This window comes from Moorena sp. SIO3I6, assembly GCF_010672095.1.
This window is the reverse complement of sequence record NZ_JAAHHU010000060.1, coordinates 1-21,479: the sequence shown is the minus strand read 5'-3', so window position 1 is coordinate 21,479 and position 21,479 is coordinate 1. Positions and strand designations below refer to the sequence as shown.

General features: G+C 43.7%; 21 protein-coding genes and 1 pseudogene. 4 read left to right on the top strand and 18 right to left on the bottom strand.

Going from position 1 to position 21,479, the window contains the following annotated elements:
• Window positions 1-116 precede the first annotated feature (116 nt).
• From F6K49_RS18320 to F6K49_RS18280, 9 genes are all read right to left on the bottom strand, one after another.
• Window positions 117-923 (bottom strand): sulfite exporter TauE/SafE family protein, encoded by an 807-nt coding sequence (locus F6K49_RS18320; RefSeq protein WP_293040603.1) that lies wholly within the window; start codon window positions 921-923, stop codon window positions 117-119.
• A 166-nt stretch (window positions 924-1,089) separates the two neighbouring features.
• Window positions 1,090-3,387 (bottom strand): glycosyltransferase, encoded by a 2,298-nt coding sequence (locus F6K49_RS18315; protein ID WP_293098864.1) that lies wholly within the window; start codon window positions 3,385-3,387, stop codon window positions 1,090-1,092.
• A 527-nt stretch (window positions 3,388-3,914) separates the two neighbouring features.
• Entirely contained in the window at window positions 3,915-5,084 is a 1,170-nt protein-coding gene (locus tag F6K49_RS18310) for an FAD-binding oxidoreductase (RefSeq protein WP_293098861.1), read from the bottom strand.
• Window positions 5,085-5,119: 35 nt separating this feature from the next.
• Window positions 5,120-5,635 (bottom strand): diacylglycerol kinase family protein, encoded by a 516-nt coding sequence (locus F6K49_RS18305; RefSeq protein WP_293040561.1) that lies wholly within the window; start codon window positions 5,633-5,635, stop codon window positions 5,120-5,122.
• Between the two features lie 98 nt (window positions 5,636-5,733).
• Window positions 5,734-6,261, bottom strand: a complete 528-nt coding sequence (gene ybeY, locus F6K49_RS18300) for an rRNA maturation RNase YbeY (protein WP_293098858.1) — start codon at window positions 6,259-6,261, stop codon at window positions 5,734-5,736.
• A 171-nt stretch (window positions 6,262-6,432) separates the two neighbouring features.
• Complete coding sequence (locus F6K49_RS18295; protein ID WP_293040567.1) at window positions 6,433-6,648, bottom strand: DUF3285 domain-containing protein; 216 nt, start codon at window positions 6,646-6,648, stop codon at window positions 6,433-6,435.
• Window positions 6,649-6,895: 247 nt separating this feature from the next.
• Window positions 6,896-8,006 (bottom strand): peptide chain release factor 2 gene (prfB, locus tag F6K49_RS18290; RefSeq protein ID WP_293024866.1). Its coding sequence is split into 2 segments (ribosomal slippage): window positions 6,896-7,933 and window positions 7,935-8,006, totalling 1,110 coding nucleotides; the frame shifts between segments, so codons are not numbered across the junction.
• A gap of 619 nt (window positions 8,007-8,625) precedes the next feature.
• On the bottom strand, window positions 8,626-8,751 hold the full coding sequence (locus F6K49_RS18285; protein WP_293071322.1) for a hypothetical protein: 126 nt from the start codon (window positions 8,749-8,751) through the stop codon (window positions 8,626-8,628).
• A 736-nt stretch (window positions 8,752-9,487) separates the two neighbouring features.
• Window positions 9,488-10,216, bottom strand: coding sequence for a Bax inhibitor-1 family protein (locus F6K49_RS18280; RefSeq protein ID WP_293098853.1), 729 nt, complete (start codon window positions 10,214-10,216; stop codon window positions 9,488-9,490).
• Between the two features lie 960 nt (window positions 10,217-11,176).
• On the opposite strand from F6K49_RS18280, the gene F6K49_RS18275 reads away from it, so the two are divergent.
• A complete protein-coding gene (locus F6K49_RS18275; RefSeq protein WP_293024862.1) occupies window positions 11,177-11,959 on the top strand; it encodes an RNA polymerase sigma factor SigF in 783 nt (260 codons plus the stop codon).
• A 55-nt stretch (window positions 11,960-12,014) separates the two neighbouring features.
• On the opposite strand, the gene F6K49_RS18270 is transcribed toward F6K49_RS18275, so the two are convergent.
• Window positions 12,015-13,490, bottom strand: a complete 1,476-nt coding sequence (locus tag F6K49_RS18270) for a CIA30 family protein (RefSeq protein ID WP_293024861.1) — start codon at window positions 13,488-13,490, stop codon at window positions 12,015-12,017.
• A 209-nt stretch (window positions 13,491-13,699) separates the two neighbouring features.
• On the opposite strand from F6K49_RS18270, the gene F6K49_RS18265 reads away from it, so the two are divergent.
• Window positions 13,700-14,848, top strand: coding sequence for a Fic family protein (locus F6K49_RS18265; protein WP_293024859.1), 1,149 nt, complete (start codon window positions 13,700-13,702; stop codon window positions 14,846-14,848).
• 162 nt (window positions 14,849-15,010) lie between these two features.
• Here the strand turns inward: F6K49_RS18265 and F6K49_RS18260 are convergent, their stop codons facing one another.
• From F6K49_RS18260 to F6K49_RS18250, 3 genes are all read right to left on the bottom strand, one after another.
• Complete coding sequence (locus tag F6K49_RS18260) at window positions 15,011-15,838, bottom strand: hypothetical protein (RefSeq protein WP_293024857.1); 828 nt, start codon at window positions 15,836-15,838, stop codon at window positions 15,011-15,013.
• Window positions 15,823-16,665, bottom strand: coding sequence for a hypothetical protein (locus F6K49_RS18255; protein ID WP_293071324.1), 843 nt, complete (start codon window positions 16,663-16,665; stop codon window positions 15,823-15,825). The genes F6K49_RS18260 and F6K49_RS18255 overlap by 16 nt, the downstream gene beginning before the upstream one ends.
• Before the next feature lie 203 nt (window positions 16,666-16,868).
• Complete coding sequence (locus F6K49_RS18250) at window positions 16,869-17,030, bottom strand: hypothetical protein (protein WP_293024853.1); 162 nt, start codon at window positions 17,028-17,030, stop codon at window positions 16,869-16,871.
• A 187-nt stretch (window positions 17,031-17,217) separates the two neighbouring features.
• Between F6K49_RS18250 and F6K49_RS18245 the strand changes: the two genes are divergently transcribed.
• A complete protein-coding gene (locus F6K49_RS18245) occupies window positions 17,218-17,730 on the top strand; it encodes a hypothetical protein (protein ID WP_293024851.1) in 513 nt (170 codons plus the stop codon).
• Between the two features lie 233 nt (window positions 17,731-17,963).
• On the opposite strand, the gene F6K49_RS18240 is transcribed toward F6K49_RS18245, so the two are convergent.
• Window positions 17,964-18,812 carry a class I SAM-dependent methyltransferase gene (locus F6K49_RS18240; protein WP_293098848.1) on the bottom strand — a complete coding sequence of 283 codons (849 nt, stop codon included), beginning with the start codon at window positions 18,810-18,812 and terminating at the stop codon, window positions 17,964-17,966.
• A 52-nt stretch (window positions 18,813-18,864) separates the two neighbouring features.
• Window positions 18,865-19,062 (bottom strand): hypothetical protein, encoded by a 198-nt coding sequence (locus F6K49_RS18235; RefSeq protein ID WP_075905805.1) that lies wholly within the window; start codon window positions 19,060-19,062, stop codon window positions 18,865-18,867.
• 158 nt (window positions 19,063-19,220) lie between these two features.
• Here F6K49_RS18235 and F6K49_RS18230 point away from each other — a divergent pair, with 158 nt between their 5' ends.
• Window positions 19,221-19,400 (top strand): hypothetical protein, encoded by a 180-nt coding sequence (locus F6K49_RS18230; protein ID WP_293072045.1) that lies wholly within the window; start codon window positions 19,221-19,223, stop codon window positions 19,398-19,400.
• Window positions 19,401-19,439: 39 nt separating this feature from the next.
• Here F6K49_RS18230 and F6K49_RS18225 read toward each other — a convergent pair.
• From F6K49_RS18225 to F6K49_RS18215, 3 genes and pseudogenes are all read right to left on the bottom strand, one after another.
• A pseudogene (locus tag F6K49_RS18225) lies at window positions 19,440-19,616 on the bottom strand (Uma2 family endonuclease); the annotation flags it as partial.
• 67 nt (window positions 19,617-19,683) lie between these two features.
• Complete coding sequence (locus F6K49_RS18220) at window positions 19,684-20,100, bottom strand: helix-turn-helix domain-containing protein (RefSeq protein WP_293098843.1); 417 nt, start codon at window positions 20,098-20,100, stop codon at window positions 19,684-19,686.
• 545 nt (window positions 20,101-20,645) lie between these two features.
• Window positions 20,646-20,903: a hypothetical protein gene (locus tag F6K49_RS18215; protein ID WP_293098840.1), complete on the bottom strand. Its 258-nt coding sequence runs from the start codon at window positions 20,901-20,903 to the stop codon at window positions 20,646-20,648.
• Window positions 20,904-21,479 lie beyond the last annotated feature (576 nt).

Here is a 21,479-nt window from a genome sequence, read left to right as displayed (position 1 = left end):
TGTAGGGGCGCACGCCATACGTCCCTACTTGATATGTATTTATAGTTCTGTTCCGATATCGGAAGTTCCCTATTCCCAACCACTACGGCGAAATCTCATCAAGTAGATACACAATCTCAACCACCGTAACTCTGCCATGCCTGCCAAAACATATAAATTGATAGGGAAAATAACAGCGTGCGAAATCCATTGCTCACCAGTTGGTCTGGTAACTTTGGCAGAAAGCGAGTACTAATTTGCGCTCCCAAAAAGCCTCCTATACCCAGCAGCAGTCCCTCAATCCATAAGACATTTCCTTGTAAGGCATGTCCTGCAGAGGCTGAAACTGCTGTAATGACGATTACCCCTAGACTTGTCTGAATCGCAGTTTTAATCGGTTCTCCTAGGAGCAACATTTGGAGTGGAACCATAATTGTTCCCCCACCAATACCAAATAGACCAGCTAATAAGCCAGCTAAACCACCTGTCGCGATCCTGGCTACAGTAGCTTTGATGGGAGAGTTTGAAGAACGTCTGTTGTTTGGTGCTCTTTGAGATTCCTGTTGCGCTCTAGACTTAAGCTGTTTGCGTAGTTGGATCAGATATATCGTCACCAGTAGCAGTATCCCAAAGGCTACCAGTAATAAGTAAGGAGGGAAGAGGTCGGCTAGATAGGCACCAATTTGTGCTGTGATTAGAGCCGGAAATCCGATGCCAATTACACTTTTTAGATTAAAGTAGCCCATCCGCCAGTTTTGCAATGTACCAGAGCTAGCCGTAATCACAATCGACAGACTACTGGTAGCCGCCGCTTGAACTGGTTGATATCCTAATGCCACTAACAAGGGGACGAGCACTACACCGCCACCAATGCCGAGAAATCCGGCAAGAATACCTGCTAATAAACCGGAACCAGCAAAAATTAATAAATGGGTAGGAGTCATCCCTTTAGATCGCCTTTGGCTCAATGCACTTTTTTGCTAGCATAGCTGCTCTTGAGTCGTTTTTTAATTAGCGATCGCGTAGCGGCTCGTACCGAGCATCGCGCCCCGCGTGACCATTCGCGTAGCATGGCCTAAAGGCCAAGGTCAATCCCATTTAGCTGGCAATTTAGTTCTCGATGAGTTCATTGGGTATCGCTACTTTAATCACAACAGTTTCACCTTCGGCTTCCCAATGAGCGCTCGCCTCCACCTGGGAGTTTAGTTCTGGATTCATTGGTATTGCGACCTTGATCGCCACTTCTTCACCGACTCTTTGAGGAACACTAGGAGCTTTTACCCTAGGCTGAGCCACTAATGAAATAGGTGTGAGCAGAGGTTGGGAGCTATTGTCTTCTTGGAAATCAGCAACAGTTGCCATCGCCTTTGGTGCTGGTGCTACCACAGCAATCCCATCATTGAGTTTGGTAAGGGTAGAGCTTGGTACCTCAGCGGAGCTAATTGTGCTGAGGTTTGGATTACGGTTAAACACAAATCTGGGCTGGAGCAAACTTTTTAATAAAAGCCACAGCAAGCTGAATTCTCCAGGGGTATCACAACGTTTCCACTGACCCACACCACAAAACAGCATTTCAATTAAACACCGTGTCTGGGGTAAACTCATCTGCTGATTAAATCCTATTTGGAAAGTGGGGCTTTCACTCGTGAGGTCTGTGTGAGTAATCTTTCCTTGTAGTCGCAAGTTCTCCCCCATTATTTTCAGACTTACTTTGATATTGTCTTTAAGGGAGATAGATAGCTTCTCAGTCAGCTTGATTTGAGCACCTACTTCAGAAATCCACTTAGTGATGCCCCAATAGGTTTGACCTCCTATATTTATTCGCACCACTTTACGTAAGTCAAACCATTCGTCAGTATTGGGATTAGGAGAATCCAGAAGGATTAGTAAGGCGATACTCAGCACCAGGAGATTGTAGCCACTCCAAATCCAAGCTAAGCTGATGCCTTGGGTAAGTTGGGCTGTTTCTTGGGATGGCAAACTGCTGGCTGGTATCAATAATTCGGTCAGATTAAACCCAAAACTAATTGCTGTAGCAACGAATACAATAATCAGCGGCGATGCTAACTGCCAGTTGTAATTAAAACTCTCCCGAGATATTCCTTTCGGGGTTACTTTAAATCCTCTCGAAAAAGGATTCAGCATTGTCTGCAACACCGTTAATCCAATGGGGAAACATGACACTACTGAATAAATATCTGACATGAAAGCGGAGCGAGAGCGGCAGTTTATCCACGAGAATACAGCAAACTGTAGCAAATAGAAAGGAACTAAAAAACACAAGACTTCAGTAGCTGTTGCTTTAAAGGGAATAATCCCGAAAAATGCATATGCTATGGGAACAATTAGAAAATAAATTCGTGACCAGCTAGTAAACCAATAAAGTAACCCATCTAAATGAACCAGTCTTTGGAGATTAGTAAGTCCAGGAATTCTTAATGGATTTGCTTCTAGGAAAAGTCCCTGTAAGGTACCTTGTGCCCATCTTAGCCGCTGAGATACATGACTTGCTATATTCTCTGCTGCCAAGCCAGCACTTAATTTTTCATCAAGATAAATTAACTTATAGCCTTGAGCCGATAAACAAACGCCAGTATAGTAATCTTCAGCGATGGAATCGGTAAAAAAGCCACCAATACTTAAGAGTGCGCTGCGCCTGACCACAAAAGACGTGCCACAACACACAATACTATTTGCGCTATCCCGAATTGGTTGAATGTGTCGATAAAATAATTCTTCTTCTGCCGTCAGAATGTTTTCTAAACCTAAATTATAGGCAACCGGATCCGGATTATAGTAGCTTTGGGGAGTCTGAACTAGAGCGACTTCCTTATCCTTAAAGAAACCCACAGTCCGCTTGAGGAAGTTCCTAGTAGGAATAAAATCAGCATCAAATACAGCAATTAAATCCCCAGAGGTTTGAGGAAGGGCATTGTTTAAATTACCTGCTTTGGCATTAAGATTATTTGGTCGCGTAATATACTCGCAGCCTAGCTCAGCTGCAAGTCTTTTCATCTCAGGACGTCTAGTATCATCCAGAAGATAGATCGTTTTTCTTGTATAGTCTAAAGCTTGACAACCAATAATTGTTCGCCGTAGAATAGAGGGATGTTCATTATACGTAGGAATCAGGATATCAACAGAAGGGGTAAAACGACCACTAATAACCGATAATTCACCCCAATCAGCTTCCTGACTTCTATCTTTTATCTGGGACAAGAAAAACAGCTGAATGGTGCTACCAGCTAGCCTCAGTATTTCCGCTAGTAATAACCCCAAGCTAAAGACGCCATTGACCACGGTATCCAGATTGAGGGTAAACAGCGATCGCCACAGTACATACTGAAGAGTCAGCAGTAGCAAAATCCCTACCACCACAAGCTGCCACTTAGAGCGAGTTTTTGTCATAATCCCTTAACTGTAATTCCAGTATTGTCATTAGTTCTTGGCAGAAGACCCCTATTACAGCCAATTGGGTTGAGGGGAGGGGATTGCCATCACCTGTAGGTTCATAACTAGTCTAGGCTCATAACTCGCTGGTTAGGACGAGCTAATTCCTTAGCTTCCCTCACCAGCTAAGGGGTACACCGTCGCTTCCACCGTTCTTTATCTTAATTAACATTTAACTTGCTGATTGTTCACTGTTGACCGTTAACCCTTGACAGTGAAGATTACTCTGGTGTCAACACAAAATCCGTTGCTTAAATTATTATGCAGGTTAAATGTGTATCTGCCTGTGACCATTAACCCAACTTAGTACAGTCTAATCCAACCTTGGACCCTACCTATGTTCCATAACTTTGACAGAGTCGCCCCTACCAAAGCGCTTGAGCGATGATGGAGCCACTGTATTGGCACTTTGAATGATACTATGGGTCGATTACCAACAGACTCTTAAAAAGGTTTAACCTAGCTTAACTTAACACAATACTTTGTTAATTGGCGGGGGACATCTCGGCTATTATTTCATCCTCCTCTTGTCCAACCACCCAATTAGCAAAGCGCTTGGCTAGGGGTGGCACACATACCAGGGGGTTAGTAAAACCAGAAAATATATAAACTCCTTCCACACCACTGACGGAACCAACCACTGGCAGACCAGTGTTGCTGAATGCTACTAAACAATGATGCCAGGTTCCTGGTAATTTCTCAAGAGCTGGTATAATTTTGCCCACTTGAGTACGAATTTCCGATTCTCCTTTCTCTGGCGCTATAGTCGCGTAGGGGTCTGTCAGCACACGGCTCAGCTGACCCATCCGTAAACTGCCATCTAAAAACTGCACTGCACCTGCATCAAGAATGGGTCGTATTACCTCATGACCAGGCTTATCCCACAAGTGTTCAACTGACTTATTACTGGCTTGCTGTTCCAGTTGAAACCGTTTCGTATTTGCTGGAATAACCATTGTCTGCAGCTGGATGTCAACTCTGGGAGTTTCAATCATCTCCTCATGAGTGAAATACAAGTATACAGGAATTCCGGAAGCTTTCAGTAAGGTGCGACTGAGTCCACCAGCACAGACAACCGTGTTAGCCGTGTGGTAAGTTGCTGATAATGTTTTGACTGCCTTGATAGCATCTGAGCTCCTTACCAGTTCAACCACACGGGCAATTTGGATTTCCCCCCCAAAACGGCGGAAAGCGTTCAGGTAACCTTGGGTAGTCTTTCCCGGATGGATATGCCCGTGACGGACAGTAAAAGCTCCTGCGATCGCATTTCGATTGAGTAATGGTTCGAGGGCACAAGCGTCCTCCACACTCAACCAACTTGGGGGAGTAGCACAACGGGCATAATCTACTGCCAATTGCTCATAGTCATCGTTGAGGTCAATGGTCAGCAATAAGTCTAATTCCCGGAACTGGGTATCTGTTTCTAATTCCTCAGATAAAGTTTGATAAATTTCTCTAGCTTCCTGACATAGCACTCGAGTTAACTTTGATGTTCCTGACCAATAGCCAAGACTACCATAGCTATAGCGAGTTGCTCCCTCTAGGGTAGGATGTTGCTCCAAAATCAGAACACTCAAACCCTGGCGAGACAATTCGTACCCGAGTGCTGCTCCAGTAATGCCACCACCAACGACAATCCAGTCATATACTTTCATCGTAATAGTCGCACATCCTAAGTCTAATCGGGTGTTTAGCCCAAAACTGACTCAATTCTAATGATTAAGGGTGGCAGTAGCAGGGAACCGGCTACAAAAATAGCAGTTATCGCTGAGATCAGCACTGCACCAGCCGCACAATCTTTAGCAATTTTAGCCAGTTCATGGTATGATTGTTTAACTGTTAGATCTACGACCGATTCAATAGCTGTATTTAACATCTCCATAGCCATGACTAGCCCAGTGGTTAGTCCAATCACAGCCAGTTCTACGAGGGGTATTTGTAAAAAAATGCCCAAGGTAATGGCTAGAATGCCAATGACTGTATGGATGCGGAAGTTACGTTGGGTGAGAAAGGCATAGCGAACCCCAGCCCAGGCATATTTGAAGCTAAGCATTAATGTCGGAGCAATTCGCCAAGCCAAATCTCGGTTAGGTTTGACTTTGGAGTCAGAGTATTGGGGTACTGGTATAGATAGCTCTTGAGTCATTGGCAAGGTATTAGACACGAGAAACTGAGTTTGATAAGATTCGGCCTTTGGTAACACCATTTATCGGTTCAGGGATAGGTCTTGGGTATACCTTCATCTTTCCCATATGGGTTAGGAGGATTAACCTTTAGGGATATACTGGAAAGCACAGCAGACTTCTAGGAATCATTAGAAAGACCTACGCTCTGAAGTAGAGTCTCCTGCTGATCCAGCATTCTCACTAGACTTTCCTCATCCGGATGATCCCATCCTAGAAGGTGAAGTAAACCATGGGTTGCCAGCCAGGCTAGTTCCTTGGATAGGGAATGCCCGTGCTGTTTAGCCTGTTGAACAGCAGTATCTACCGAAATCACGATATCACCCAAGTATATAGGCACCGATAATTGCTTTTGGGGTGATAACTTAGGAGAGTTTACCTCTAAAGCTGCAAAAGCAAGTACATCTGTAGGCTGATTTTTTTTTCGGTACTGGGAATTAAGTGCCTTAATTTCACTATTGTCCGTAAGGCGAAGACTCAATTCGTAGCTCTTCGCCTCGGGTAAATTCAGTTCAAGGGCAACTAGCCATTGGTGAAACCAGCTTTCCCAAGTGTGGAGGGAAATTGGGCTGCTGAATTGGTTAGTAATGGTTTCAGTGGAATGGGAGCGATTAAAGAAACAATCCTGTACACTCAATTCAAAATTCACACCTCAAAAACTCCAAAAGGCTTGGCTACCAGTAGAGTGACCTAATCCCATGACCTAGCGAATGGGCTAGGTCATGGCTTCCTTAAACCTGGCACTAGGACTCCCTTACTCTTGCTCTATGATTCGATATAGCTGTCAAAACTAAGTTTAATGTACTTAAAAACTCTTTACCTAACGGGTTAGGTAGGCAAGACCCACCAGTAAGGCCAATAAACCAGAAACGGTGAGGAAAAAGTGTCTCAGAGATTTACCTCCCTTACGCACCATATTGCGCATGGCTAACTTGGTGTAACTAGGCTTAGGTTCACTTGAACCGCTATCGGCTGGGGCTGTAGTTGTATCCAGACCTTGTTCTGGCTGTTGGGTCGGTGAAGGTGGGTTGCTCATGGAACACAGGTAGTCTACGTCAGAATTTCTTTGCTGATTTTAATGTAACAACAGACTTAACAATTTTTACCAGGACTTACCCAGAAAATCTATGTGTAGGGTTCCTTATTAACACACCCTACAGAAAGGCGCGTTTGTTGCCGAATTTTGCCTGAGTCCTGCTTACTTGAAACTTGACCACTTACTATTGATATTGATGAGTAATAATCAAGCAACTTTGAAATCACTAATTACCAATCATTACTTATTAGTTAGTTAACTGATTTTCTTGACGGAGATAGGCTTCAATGAATAAGTCAATATTACCATCAAGGACATCATTAACTGCTGTAGTTTCCACACTAGTGCGCAGGTCTTTCACCATCTGGTAAGGATGAAACACATAATTTCGAATTTGGTTTCCCCAAGCCGCTTCCACCATGTCCCCTCGAATTTCGGCAATTTCTTGAGCTCGTTGCTCCTCAGCAATCACCAGCAACTTAGCTTTCAGCAGTACTAAGGCTTTTTCTTTGTTTTGCAATTGAGAACGCTCCTGAGTACAGCGCACAGCCAGGCCGGTAGGAATATGGACAATCCGCACTGCAGTTTCTACCTTATTGACGTTTTGCCCTCCCTTACCACCAGCACGGGAGGTGGTAATTTCTAAATCCTTCTCGGGGATTTCCAGCTCAACGGTATTATCCACCGCAGGCATCACTTCTACTCCAGCAAAACTAGTCTGTCGCTTACCGTTAGCATTAAACGGGGAAATCCTAACCAGTCGATGAGTACCTTTCTCGGCTTTCAGGTAACCATAGGCGCGGAGTCCGTCAATTTCCAGAGTGGCAGACTTAATTCCAGCTTCATCTCCTGGGGAAAGTTCTGCTAGGTGGACTTTATAACCATGGTTCTCTGCCCAACGGGTGTACATGCGAAGTAATAGGTCAGCCCAATCTTGGGCATCAGTTCCACCAGCCCCCGCATTGATGGTGAGGACAGCACCTTTAGCGTCGTAGGTACCAGATAACAGCTGTTCCAACTCCCAGCGATCCAGTTCTTTATTCAGCTGAGTCAAGTTGGTTTGAGCTTCTGCAAGCAGTGCGTCATCGGTTTCTAGTTCTAGCAACTCCAAGATCGCTTTAGTGTCTTCTAAACTAGATTGCCACTGTTTATACCGTTGGAGGTTAGATTTTAGGTCGTTGAGTTGTTGAAGGGTTTGTTGAGCAAAGTTTTGGTCATCCCAAAAATCCGGTTGAGCTGCCAGCTGCTCTAAATCTTGGATTTTGGCTTTCACAGCAGCAATGTCAAAGATAGTCCTGGGTTTTACCCAGGCGCTCCGACAAGATTTCGACTGCCCGTTTCTGCTCTAAGGTTTCCATAATGCTTCAATCCTTTACAAAACTATTATAACACCACCAGGGTATATTGTTAATTTTACATTTTAACTATAGTCTACCGATAATTACCCCGATGCGATCGCCATGTCAAATCTCCTGGTAAAATTCCAATGTCCAAACGTAATTGGTAAGCATTCAGCTATCAGCCTATGGGCTACGGATGGTGCTACTTGAGGTGCTTATGGGCTATGGCCACGCTTTGGGAACAGCTTTTGAATAAGCGATGCAGAGGTGCGACCCGTGGCGAATTTAATTACGGGTCAAGCGCACCTAAGCGGTATTGGGGGTTTCCCCCACTCGCGCTTTGCATCAATACAACAGGTAAGCAAAAGTTTAATCTGAGTTACGGAAAGCTGCTAGGAATTACTAGTATTTTGCTGATGGGCTTTTCCCCATAATTTCAATTATCATTAATCTCCAACGAACTCTTAAATTATCCCGTTTTATTTTTATAGCGTTTCTTCTAGCTATGAGGTACACAGGATTTTTTACCTCTTGCCTCTTACCTGCTCCCTGCTCCGAACGCGCCCCGCTTGGCCCACGGCCTCAGTCCCTGCTCCCTAAAAGCCAGAACGAAAGTACCTCATGACTATGATAATTGCTATATTTTAAGCATGATAGCTGACAGCGGTAGGCTGAAGGCTTCCCGGAATTGGACATAGTCTAAGGATAATTTACTCGATGCGATCGCCATGTCAAATCCCAATGTTAAAACGTAATTGAACATTGAATCAAATTCCCCCAAAACGTTTTAAATTAATCGAGTATAACTTTTGAATCTGTTAAGAACAATTCCAACATTCATTGATATAAAAATCGATTTTATTTACTCCAATAATCACGCTTAATACTACACAATACCTTGCTTCTTTTCTAGAACATATCGATTTCAAACTTTATCATAAACTTTACCATAAATAGCGCTCACTTTGGATATTGCCATTTCCTTAGGGATTCGGAGTTCAGCAACATTTCGGTACTATCACAAAACCGCTTCAGAACAGGACTTGCCCCTATTGCTGGCCTGTAGGCAGCAATAGGGGCACAAATCAAATTTACTGGCCATGATGCTGTATTTCAGCCTCTCTTCGGGTTTATGGCTTCTATATGACGTCTAAGCTGTTGTGCATTTACAGCGGTTTGCAATTCAGTTAGGTACAAAATTGTCGCTTTTTAGGGAGCAGGGACTGAGGCCGTAGGCCACGCGGGGCGCGTTCGGAGCAGGGAGCAGGGAAGTCGGAAGTGGGAAGTGGGAAGTCGGAAGTCGGAAGTCGGAAGTCGGAAGTGGGGAAAAAATCCTGTGTACCTGATAGTTATGCAAACCGCCGTAAATTGCACAGCAGCAAGGCAGAAGGCAGAAGGTAAAAGAGTTTCAGGGTTTTTTTCCTATTTAATAGGTGTATAGAAAAAAATCGGGGTACAGCATTACCGTCCCCGATCAGGTTCTATCGTCTAGCACTGTCTTAGTCGCGACCATTAAGAGCAATCAGCAGCCGCAAAATGAACACGAACAAGTTAATATAGGTCAAGTACATTGACAGGGCAGCAGGTAGATACTGGTCATCACGATAGGCGCGAGGCAGGACGAAGAAATCCACTACAGCCGCACCCGCAAAAATAACCACACCGATGCCAGAGATAGCAATTTCTAGAAAGCTGGGTGTGTATACACCAAAGAAGGATAAAACTAGCTGAGCCACCAAGACCACCAGCAAGGCAATCATACCCATCTGGACGGTTTTGGCTAAAGCAAAGCCATCTTCCTCTGAGAGATTAGAGCCAATTTGACGGCCAGCCATAAAGGCAACACCACAGCCAAAGGCAGCAATGGCAATGCCTTGCATGCCCACACCCCCTGTTCCTAGGGCAACGAATATTAAGCCACTGAGGGTGTAGCCGGACAAGAGACTGTAAGTAGCTAGAAGAGGCAAAGCTACAGTGTTGTTTCCGTTCTCAGCCACACCACGGGCAACGAAGAAAAGAATAAGTTCGGCAATTAGGGCAAGCCAGATGGTGGTCATAAATAGCCCTGGGTTGCTTGAAATCACTCCCAGACCACCATAGACACCTAGTGCAGTTAAGACTAGTCCACCACCCAGGAAGGGCAGGGCGTTAGCAATAACATTCGGACCAACTAGGGCTCGACCTTGAGATTCACGAATTGCTTGACGAAAGTTACTGGTACTACTCATGAGATTTTAGTCAAGAATTTTCTGGATAAAGTATCAGGATTGATTGATAACTACTCCTATTTTGAACCATATCCGCAATCTTGTGGCAGGACGGAAAACCGACTTGCCTAGTACTCCGTCCAAATTTAATTGAGGGGTAAACTATACTTTTTCCGAATACCTAATACCTAACAGCGTAAGCATTCAGCCGTCAGCGGTCAGCCGTGAGGTAAAAGCTCACGCTACTTGAGGTGCTTATTTTATTCAAAGATAGCGTAAGCATTCAGCCGTCAGCGGTCAGCGGTCAGCGGTCAGCCGTCAGCCTTGGCCACGCTACGCGAATGGCTGATACTTGAGGTGCTGATAGCAGCTTGTCGGGTGGGCAAAAACAGTTTGGTTCTTTTGAGTATTCGAGATTATACTACTTTGCCCACCCTACTTTAATTGGTCTGATAGCTTGTAGGGTGGGCAAAAACAGTTTGCTTGTTTTGAGTATTCGAGATTATACTACTTTGCCCACCCTACTTTAATTGGTCTGATAGCTGATAGCTGATAGCTGATAGCTGATAGCTGAATGCTTACCTAACACCTAATACCTAACACCTAATACCTAACACCTAATACCTAATATCTAATACCTAATATCTAATACCATTAACCTTGCCCTAACCCTCAAAACTAAATTGACAGAGTACTAGTTGCCACTTTTTGCTAGTTGCCACTTTTTGCTAGTTGCCACTTGCGCGTCATTAGGTTATATATTATACCAAATTGAAGACGGTATAGGAATTTATCACTATCTTGGCCTTGGCGTTTAAATTTGCGTGATTGTACAGAGAAAACAAAAACGGTAGTTTGTTTTTTCAGTAAAAAGACCATAGTAGCAAAGATAATCTCTACAGACAATGAGTTGAAGAAGATTAATTGCTTAGGCTAAGCCTCGTGTCGTAAATAGGTTTCCACTTCTGGGATATTTTGAGAATGGCTATTGGGTCTGTTGGTTTTCAAGGAATGGAACTTCTGATTGCGTACTACCGAAATCCATCAATTCAACTTCGCAATCAGATAGTAAGATTAAATGCTGGGTTAGTGAGGAAGATTGCTCATATAGTCAGCCAGAAGTGTGCTGAACCTTATGAAGACCTCGAGCAAATGGGTTACATCGGCTTGATTCGTGCTATTGAGCGGTTCGACCCCCATCAAGGTTGTGCATTCAGTTCCTTAGCAGTGCCTTACATTCGCGGTGAGATGCTACATTTCTTGCGCGACAGGGGTTCTCTGGTCAAGATTCCTCGCCGATGGCAGGAACTGCAGCAGGCAGGGAAAAGAGTCAGCAAAAACTTAGCAACTAACTTGGGACGCTTCCCCAGAGATGAAGAAATTGCTAAGGCTTTGGATGTATCACTGCAAGAGTGGCAGGAAAGTAAGTTGGCAGTTCAAAATCGTTTGCCTTTAAGTTTGGATGCCACGGTTTCTCAGAAGGTCGATCAACCCATGACTTTAGGAGAGACTCTACCGGATTACTATGAAGAAAATTTACACTATTGGGAAGAAGACCGACAACAGCTCCACGGTGCCTTGAGTCAGCTAGAAGATAAAACTCAGGCAGCTATAGAGTTTGTTTTCTTACGAGAACTCCCCCGCAAGGAGGCAGCTAAACGAATTGGAGTGAGTCCGATGACAGTGACGCGGCATGTCAAAAGAGGACTTCAAGAGTTGGTTACCCTGATGAAATCTCAAGCATCGGAGCGTCTGGCAAGTTAGGAAGAATTAATTCTTAATTCTTAATTCTTAATTCTCAATTCGAATTTCCTTATACTTAATTGCTGTCGGTATTGATATCGCAAAAGAGAGTTTGCCAGTCTCGCAAACCATCAGTTGCTTCTTTGACTTCAAAGGTGACATTACAAGCCTTGGGTTGCTCTAGTACCTGAACACAAAGTTCAGCAATATCTTCCCGACTTACTTTACCTCGGATATTGTCTCCTTGAGCAAACACTAAGGCTTGACCTCCCGGCTCTTCTGTCAAAGCACAAGGTCTGATGATGGTATAGGAAACACCACTGTCGCGAACTGCTTCTTCTCCCCGGAGTTTCCAGGTTAGAATTCCCCCCAGTTGGTCGTTCATTCGTACCGCTGGTGGTTCTTCCTCGAGGTTAATTCCTGGACGACCTGGACGAGTTACCCCGGCTGAGCTAATCATAATGAATTGGGGCTTGGTGATACCCCCATAGGCTTTAATAGTTTCCAGCTGTAGGACAAAAGAACCTGGAGCAAATTTTGGGTTGAGCGCGCCATCATATTCAAATTTACTCAGCATTAGCTGTATAGCACAGATGCGACTGGGGTTGAAGGGAGCAGCATCTTTCAAGGTTTTGGCTCGAAATACCGGAATCAAATCAGCAAAGGGAATCGAAACATTCATCCACTGATCTTTCTGGGTGTCGAAGGAATAGCAGTAGGCAATTCCATCCCATTTCGATTCATTACGCAATATAAATTTATACCGTTGACCATCCCCTTTAACTCGCAGTTCTAGTCCTTCGTACTCAGCTAAGTTGAGGGGAGTTGGGAGATTGCGGGTGCGTACTGACACAAAGCCCCCAGAATTTGCCGTTGAGACATTGCCAGTAAACAGGGCAGCCTTGTCGATGAGGCGAATTGAACTCTCGCTGACACCACCCATTACTACATCATCCACAGCACCCCAGGTTTCTTGTAAGTCATCGGAAGGGTTTTGGAAGTCAAATAGGAGTTGTTTGCCTGGTTCGAGAGACTCGGCTGCGGCTTGTACTAAGTTCTTGATACCCTGATACTCCACTAGTTCAGGGCTATCGACCACTTCTGGCCTATAGAACTTGATGCCCTGATCGTATTTTTCCTGGTTCGGGGTGTCTCCTTCTATGGATTGCACCTGCGCTCCCGTACAACACACTACAGCAGTAATGTTCTTGTACAGTGCTGGAGTCAAGGTGTCTGGATTAGTGATATCTGCCTCAAATAGTTCCAGGTTATCCCCAAGGATTTCCCTAGCTTTCTCGGCATTTATAACTAGGGCACGTACAGGATAATTCTGCTCAAGCAGACGGCGAACCACTCGCTTACCTACACCGCCAGTTGCCCCAGCTACCAGTATTACTCCCATATCTTTGTCTTTACCTTGGCTCGATTTTTGATTATTGGCACGACCTGTGAATAATCGCTGTAGGCAGCTCAGGAAAGGGATAACCTCAAAGTAGCTTAGGGTTTGTATGAATCTGCCAGCATCCCATGGGGAGCGATTGTTTTGGGTCATAATCGCCTCAAGTGCATTTTTTATTCAGTTTATCGAAATCTGAGTGACTCTGAAGGTTACCTTGAGCATAGTACTGGATCCCTTCAGTGGATTTTTTCGATCTGGTAATTATATCATAGAAATTTTGATTTATACGCTTATTAACGAAAAGCCATGCTTTTCGTTAATATAGAGCTGAAAGTTATTCAGTATTAACGAAACTGATAATAATGGTTAGCGCTAACAGAGCAGGTCAGTATGTGGATCAGCTTAGTGGATATAAAGCTTTCATACCGAATCTGTTGCCGCCTGTGCCTGACATCATTATGGATGACGAGATGTGGCAGCTTCTATCTCAGGCGGATCGTGCACTGGGTAGGCTAGATGGATCAACAGATGCTCTGCCTAACCCTGACCTATTTGTGTTTATGTATGTTCGCAAAGAAGCGGTTTTGTCGAGTCAGATTGAGGGAACACAGGCATCTTTGATAGATGTTCTGGAATTTGAATTCCAAACACTCGAACCAGATAATCCTCAAGAAGTGGCTGAGGTGGTTAACTATATCGCTGCTATTAACCACGGTCTTGAGCGCTTGAAGGATTTACCTGTGTGTTTGCGCCTGATTCGGGAAATACACCAGAAGTTAATGCAAGGAGTGCGAGGTTCTGAGCGAGCTCCAGGTGAGTTTCGTCGTACCCAGAATTGGATTGGTTCTAAAGGATGTTCCCTCAAAGACGCTACTTACGTTCCACCTCCACCCCATGAAATGGCACAAGCTTTAGATAATCTAGAAAAGTTTTTGTATGATTCAAAACCAATGCCCGCTTTGCTCAAAATTGGATTGGCTCATGCTCAGTTCGAGACAGTTCACCCTTTTCTTGATGGCAATGGCAGAACGGGGCGTCTACTAATTACATTTCTTCTATGTGAGCAGAATATACTCAAGCGCCCACTTTTATATCTCTCTTACTATTTCAAGAAATATCGCTCTGAATACTATGACCGACTTCAAGCTGTCAGAGATAGTGGCAATTGGGAAGGCTGGCTAAAGTTCTTTCTGCGTGGTGTTTACGAAGTCGCTCAAGAAGCGTCCGCTACTGCCCGCAACATAGTCACCATGAAGGAAGAACATCATCAACTACTCCTCAATACCATGGGTAATCGAGCCGGACAGGCTATAGTACTGCTAGATAGCCTTTATTTTAGACCAATTATCACTGTTGAACAGGTTCAAGAAATTATTAAACGCACATATCCTAATGCCAACAAATTAGTGAATGATCTGTGTGATGTTGGTCTTTTAGAAGAAATTACCGGGCAAAAACGTAATCGCGCTTTTGCTTACGCTCCATACTTAGATATTTTTAAGGAATCTTAGCAACTTCACCCTAAGTATTGATTCAACCCATCAATTGGATAGATTGCTAAATTATTCGCCTTGAAATTAATCACTAGTTTAATCCCTAGTTGAATGAATAATTTATAATTTAGAACTTAGAATTTATTCATTCTGCATTCTTCATTCTTAATTCTTCAGTTTTCAATTACTCTTTCTCAGTAAGCGCTGGAAAATCTGCAAGTTCTGATCGAGCCAATCGAGCCATTTCAGACTACTCGATAAAGATTTCGGTGGGTCGGAAATCAAGGTATCTAGAGCAATCAGGCGCTGGAAATTGATCTTGACTGGATCATCACGCTCTGTGGAACCGTCTTTGCGATAAAACTTGACACCAGCTTGTTGCTGCATAATGGTGATCAATTCTTGAGCAACGATACCGTAGCCAATGGTAGTGGGGTGAATGCCATCTAGGGTGAAGAAACCACCGCTGGTGCGACCAGTAGCATCGGATCTAAAAAAGCGAGTATCCGGTACTGGTGAAAGAGCTTCCAGTTCGGGTGGTAGCTGATAGGGAGTCCACCAATCTGGTCTGGCGTCGGGGTCTTCAATATAACGTCGATAAGCTAAGCAATCCAGTAATCCTGCTAATTCAAATAAATACCAATCTCGACCTTCTTTTCGAGCCTGACGTACAGCATCAGCAATATATTCGTTGTACTGGTCAATGACGCTATCAATTGCTCGGGCTTGTTGTGCGGTAATGTGCGGGTCACGGTTGGGGTCGAAATCTTCGTCGCTAATCCAAGGACGGGTGTAGTAGGGGAAGTATCGCGAGCCAGTAGCCATCTTATGTCCTACTCCACGACCAATGGGCGCAATGGTGACATGGGGAACTGTAGCCCAAATGACATGGCGAGCTTTAATTTGCTTGATTTGCTCCACTACTTGATCCAATTCAGCTTTGAAATCTTCCGGACACCAGACCGTAGGTCGCTGATTGGGCTGGGGTGCGTTCAATCGCGATCGCAACTCCATCTGACCTGTAGTTGAGCAATGCTGCCCATGGCATTATTCGCCCCAATCATGACCATGAGGGTTTCAATACCATCTCCCTGACCGTTTTCTAAACTTCCTTCTTGCCCTAGTGCTACCGCAGCTTGGACTGGGGTCAGTGCTTTACCCTCTGAATCCCGTGCGGAGTCCAAAACCCTCAATGCCCCATGTTCGTTAGCATTCTCAACGATTTGCCGCAATAGATCATCCGTTGGTGCCTGGATTGCGTTTCTGAGAGTATCTGCATCATTAGAGATAATGTCTGTGAGATTCCACCCATAAATAGCAAGATTATGGTTAATCCCTTTGTCCATAGCAACAGTAGAGCCAACGCCCCCTTGCCAACCAGGACCCCGTTCCCAATAATCTTCTATGTCATCCATCCATGCGCGGATTGAAAACAGAGCCGGTCCTAATTCCCACCACTGTATCTGGTCACCAAACTGTGCCTCTAACCGCCTAACTAAATACTCCAGATTCAGGGGCAATCCACCAAATTCACCATATTGGCTGGGACGACGCAGGTGTTCTTCCCAACCCATTTCTTGAGCAATCATCATGGGATAGGACAGATCAGTTTTAAAAATTGCTCCATTCTGGACGCCCTGGCTGAGGGAATCACCAATCGTGACCAGTCGATGTCGGGGAGTGCCTGGCTGTTGGTTGACTTCACTACTTAATTCCGGACGGATACCCAGAGTAGGGTCTGTTTCCGGTGGACGCCCTTCAGGTTGGATAACTTCCTTGACTTGATCTGGAGCGTCAAAGTCGAGCATGTCTTTGGTAAGCAAACGTTTGACCATAGTTGCCTGTTTATGAAAAAGAGTGATGATTAGTTATTATATAATTCACTGATGCTGAGGTTAATTCCAGAAAAGTAAGCATATGCGCTACGCGCACGCGTGCGCGTTCAGCTTCAGAGGTATGGCAATGTGATAAGCCCGTTTTTATCTGGGTTGTAAACACAGGTATTGCTTTAAAAGGCAAAAGGCAAGAGGCATGCATGCTAGACTGGAGTTTTATTGGATAATAAAAAAAGACCTCCTAGGTTTACATCTGATTTAGAAACACGCTTATCAGTTTTGAATTGGTTGAGGTACCTTGTCCTAGGTTTTAGGGAGGGAGTAGAGAGTAGGGAGTAGGGAGTAGGGAGTAGAGAACTTCGCAAGTGGAAAAAAATCCTGTTTACCTCATTACTATGATCAGCCCTATAATTTGCTGACAGCCTGGTAAGCAAAGAAACTAGAGACGTTAGATCTCGTTAATAAAGATTTGGTAGTTTCATATAAGATTAGGTTAAAACGGTAAAGAAGTGATTAATTCCCTGGATAATTCCAATATATACCCTACAAACTATGAATGCAAAACCTAGCATTAAACTCCCATGGATATTTATCCGTCATTTAAATAAGACTGTCTGGGTGATTTCTAGTCTTGCCCTACTGACAGTAGCTGCCGAATCGTCTTTAGGAGAACCCTCACCCCCTACCCCGACAACACTAACCCTAGAATCCCCTGCTCCTGAACTCCCAGTTACCCCTTCAGCCACCTCTTTATCTGATCATTTGAACAAAATTGGTGCTAAAATGTATGGGGCTTACTGGTGTCCCTATTGCACAAAGCAGAAGCAAATGTTTGGTGAGGCATTTAAGCAAATTAATTATATTGAATGTGACCGAAGGGCTGAAATCTCCCAAACTAACCTCTGTATTGAAGCGAAGATCAGAGCCTTTCCAACTTGGGAAATTAATGGTCGGTTTTACCCAGGTATGCTGTCCTTAGAGCAATTGGCTAAATTTTCAGGCTACTCAGCAGAAGGTGCTACAGAATCAATACCAGTGGTGGAGGAAGAACAAACAGAAAAATAAATAATAGCAATAGTGCAATGTTTTACCTTTAAAAACCTAAGGTAAGCAGTCAGCAGTCAGCAGTCAGCAGTCAGCTTATTTTATTCACAAGCTGTTCGGATCTCAAGTAGGGTGGCACAGGCTTCTAGCCTGTGAATTAGCGCATTAGCTGATAGCTGATAGCTGATAGCACCTCAAGTAGGGTGGCACAGGCTTCTAGCCTGTGAATTAGCGCTTAAGCTAACGTCTAGGGATTATTTAATAATAGAAAATGTTACCGATTTCCTGGCGAAAACAAAAAACGTTGTAATATCTATCCAAATGCCTTTTGCTGTGGCTAATCGCTCAACGGCTGCAAAGAATTCATTTTTGAATTGTGCTAATTTATCTGGAGAAAGCTGGAAAATTTCCGCGCCAAAGGCACTCTTTGAGTTTCCCCGCCAAGAGTTTGCTGCTACTGTTTGAGTATCACTGCTGTAGTAACCAAGTTGATCGGTTTTGACGTTGATGTCTTGAAAACCTGCTTCGGTGAGTAGCTGGTGACATTTCTCGGGACTACCAAGGAGTCCATTGGGATTAGGAATTACAATGCCATAGTCTCGTGCTTTTTCTCGAAACAGACCCCCTGTGGGGAAGGCGTTTGCGGCAAAACAGGAAAATCCGACTAATCCTCCTGGTTTTAGGAAGCGATACCACTGGCGTAAAGCAGCAGGGATATCTGTTAAGTATACAATGGCTGAAGAACATAGAATCCTATCGAAACTATTATCTTGGAAGTTGAAATTTTCTGCATCTGCTTCTATAAATTCGATGTTGTTGAGACCTTCGGCTTTAACTTTTCGTTGGGCTAGATTGAGCATGCCTGAGGAAATATCTACACCGACAACAGCTCCAGAAGCACCGACAATTTTGGCTGCAAGAATTGCTACTAAACCTGTGCCGGTAGCAATATCTAGAATTCGTTGTCCAGTTTTCAGGTGGGATAGTTCTACTAGACCCTTGGCTAGCCGAGGGTGAAAGCTTCCTTGATCATAGTTTGGTCTGGTGTTAAAGTCAGCTTTAACGTTTTCTTTGAACTCATTTATACTTATCTGGTGTTTCATGCTTGGTGGAAATGGAAAATCTGATAACTAGAAAATATAATAACTAGCTTAACTACAATGAAGGAGGCTTTATCACTTCAAAGTCTGACTCATCTAGAGATAGTATAAATGGTTGATCATTCTGCTCAAATGGATTTTCCTCTAATCTGACTATCCAACGACCGGATTCTTCCTGTGCTTCAATACGACCCGAAAGACCCGCAACATAATCAGGATAAATCACTCGAACTAAGGTTCCTACTTTGAGCATCTCAATCACTATCTATACTCCCAATGTCCACCTGATTTTACCTTTAATTAACCAAATCTTAAATTTAAATTGTTACAATACCAGATTAGGTTATTCCAAATCAGCTCACTATTTTCCCCCAAGCCAGTCAGGAGGATTGATCCTCACCGGGGAAGAGTGTGGGTAGTGTGGGTAGTGTGGGTAGTGTGGGTAGTGTGGGGGGGAGAGTTCAAGGATGCCTAGACACAACGGTTAATGATAATGCGATCGCACAAAAGTTAATGCCAATGGTTAATGCTAATGGGATGCTCAGCAAAGAGCCACTATGCCATCGCACCATAGCATCTCTTTTATACTGATCCGAACTTTCCTAGTTCCTATTCCTTTTATAGTAACTACTACTGATAACTGACCGCTTGAAAAACCTGTTCAGCATTTAACCTTAACTCTGGAAAGGTTGAGGATAAAATACGGTTAGCTCCTCGGAACTGACTAACGTTATATTCGCCATCTATCAATTGGTAAACCGATAAAGTAGGTTGTTTGGGATTGCCAATAAATCGCCTACCACCTAAGAGGTTGTCTCATCGCTATTCCCAATTCCCAGGGCGTAGCGCTATCACTAAATAACTTAGACCTGGCTCAGCTGACATTAAAATCAGAAATCGTCTCAATCCATACCCGTGCTCCACACTTTAGGGGATCATCTGGGCGATACATGACCCGACAAGGGCCATTGACTTCGACAGTATGACCATAAATGTTTTTAGAGCCACGTTTTACGGTAATCACCGGATTGCGTTCGCCGGTGTTGTGATTTTGGCGAATCACTTTTTGATTCACGTGGATCACAGCTTTAGTGTACTGTGTACGCTTTGACCAATTCCGCTTCGGTCCACGAGTACCAGGGGTGACCACTGGCATACCGTCAAATAAGGGAATCACCCAAGTTCTACCAACCTTATACGCTCCTTTGACTCTGCCCTTGCTCAAAAGGAAACGGACGCGAGTGGCAGAGATACCTAGTAATTCAGCGGCTTGTGCGGTAGAAATCATCATGGCGGAAAACCATTGTTTTAACGATATTGTTATATTAACACAATTTTTGAAAAGATGCAATGGGTTATATAGGTGATGTGGGTGTTTAAAAAAAAACTATTGCATTGTCGCAAGGTGCAGTAAGTGTGGTAAGGGTGGTTAGAAAAAACTATTGCACGATCACAAGGGGTGATAAGGGTGTTAAGCGTGGAAACTTTAAAAAAACTATTGCACTGTCGCAATTAAGTCTTGATTTGAGAATGACAGGACTTACGCACTCAGATATATAAAATCTCCCGATTCCCGATTCCCGATTCCCGATTCCCGATTCCCGATTCCCGATTCCCTGTTCCCTGTTCCCTGTTCCCTCAACAAAAAAAAATTCGGTCAAGTCCTGGTTAATTCCAATGCTTGACCGAATTATTTCTTTTAATAGTCAAGAGCCCTAGGGTTTTTGACTATGTGTTCACCAAATCAACAACATACCAACTTAGGTTTCAGACTTCGTACTTTCTCCTGAGTTTTGACCTGTCGCCAGGGATTGGAATCCCTGGCAAGTTGCTATCTTAATCTACCAACAGATGTCGAATCAAAATACTGATAACCTCACCAGAATTTCCCATAGGTTGAGGAGTGCTCCACTCATGAACTTGTGCGTAGCCACGGCTATAAAGATTATAGATTGTGACCCGCACGGTTTTGGGCGAACCGATCAATATATGTTTGATTTGCTCCCGTCCTGGCTGGGCTTGGCCAGATAATTCAGGGAGATTAGGATTGTTGGGATTATACTCAAAAGTTGGGAGAAAGTTTTCGATGTCCATAAGGTTTTTTGTGTTGTTTTTGGGGACATTTTTATTATAGATAAATATTTTTTATTTTGTCAACTATTTTTAGATATTTTAAATTAGCGGTAAAAGTTTTTTTAGGGTTATTTAAAAAAAAGCGATCGCTTTTAGCGTGGCCTACGGCCAATCGCGTAGCGTCATATTCGATGAATTTATTAGTTTTAAACTTATAATAAGCTGTTTAAGCATCATTTATTACTTAGTCAACATCATAGTTTTTTAAATTAATACGGTAATTATGGTATAGTATTTGAGTTAGAGTTTAATTCTGGGATAGCATTTAATTTGATAGAATAATTATGTGTTAGAGTAGGGTATATTTCAGAGTATCGAACTTTCTATCGCATTTACTAGATTGATCCCCCCCAGCCCCCCTTAGCTAAGGGGGGAGCCTGGAAATCTATCTGAAAAGTCCCCCTTATTAAGCTATGCTTTATAAACATATTTCTTTACAAAAAACTTGACAAAAGTAACTTGATATGATTAGTGTGATCAAAAAACTTGACGTCCCACGTTCTCGCTCAGTTTGTATAGGAAAAGCCTTTTGCCAAA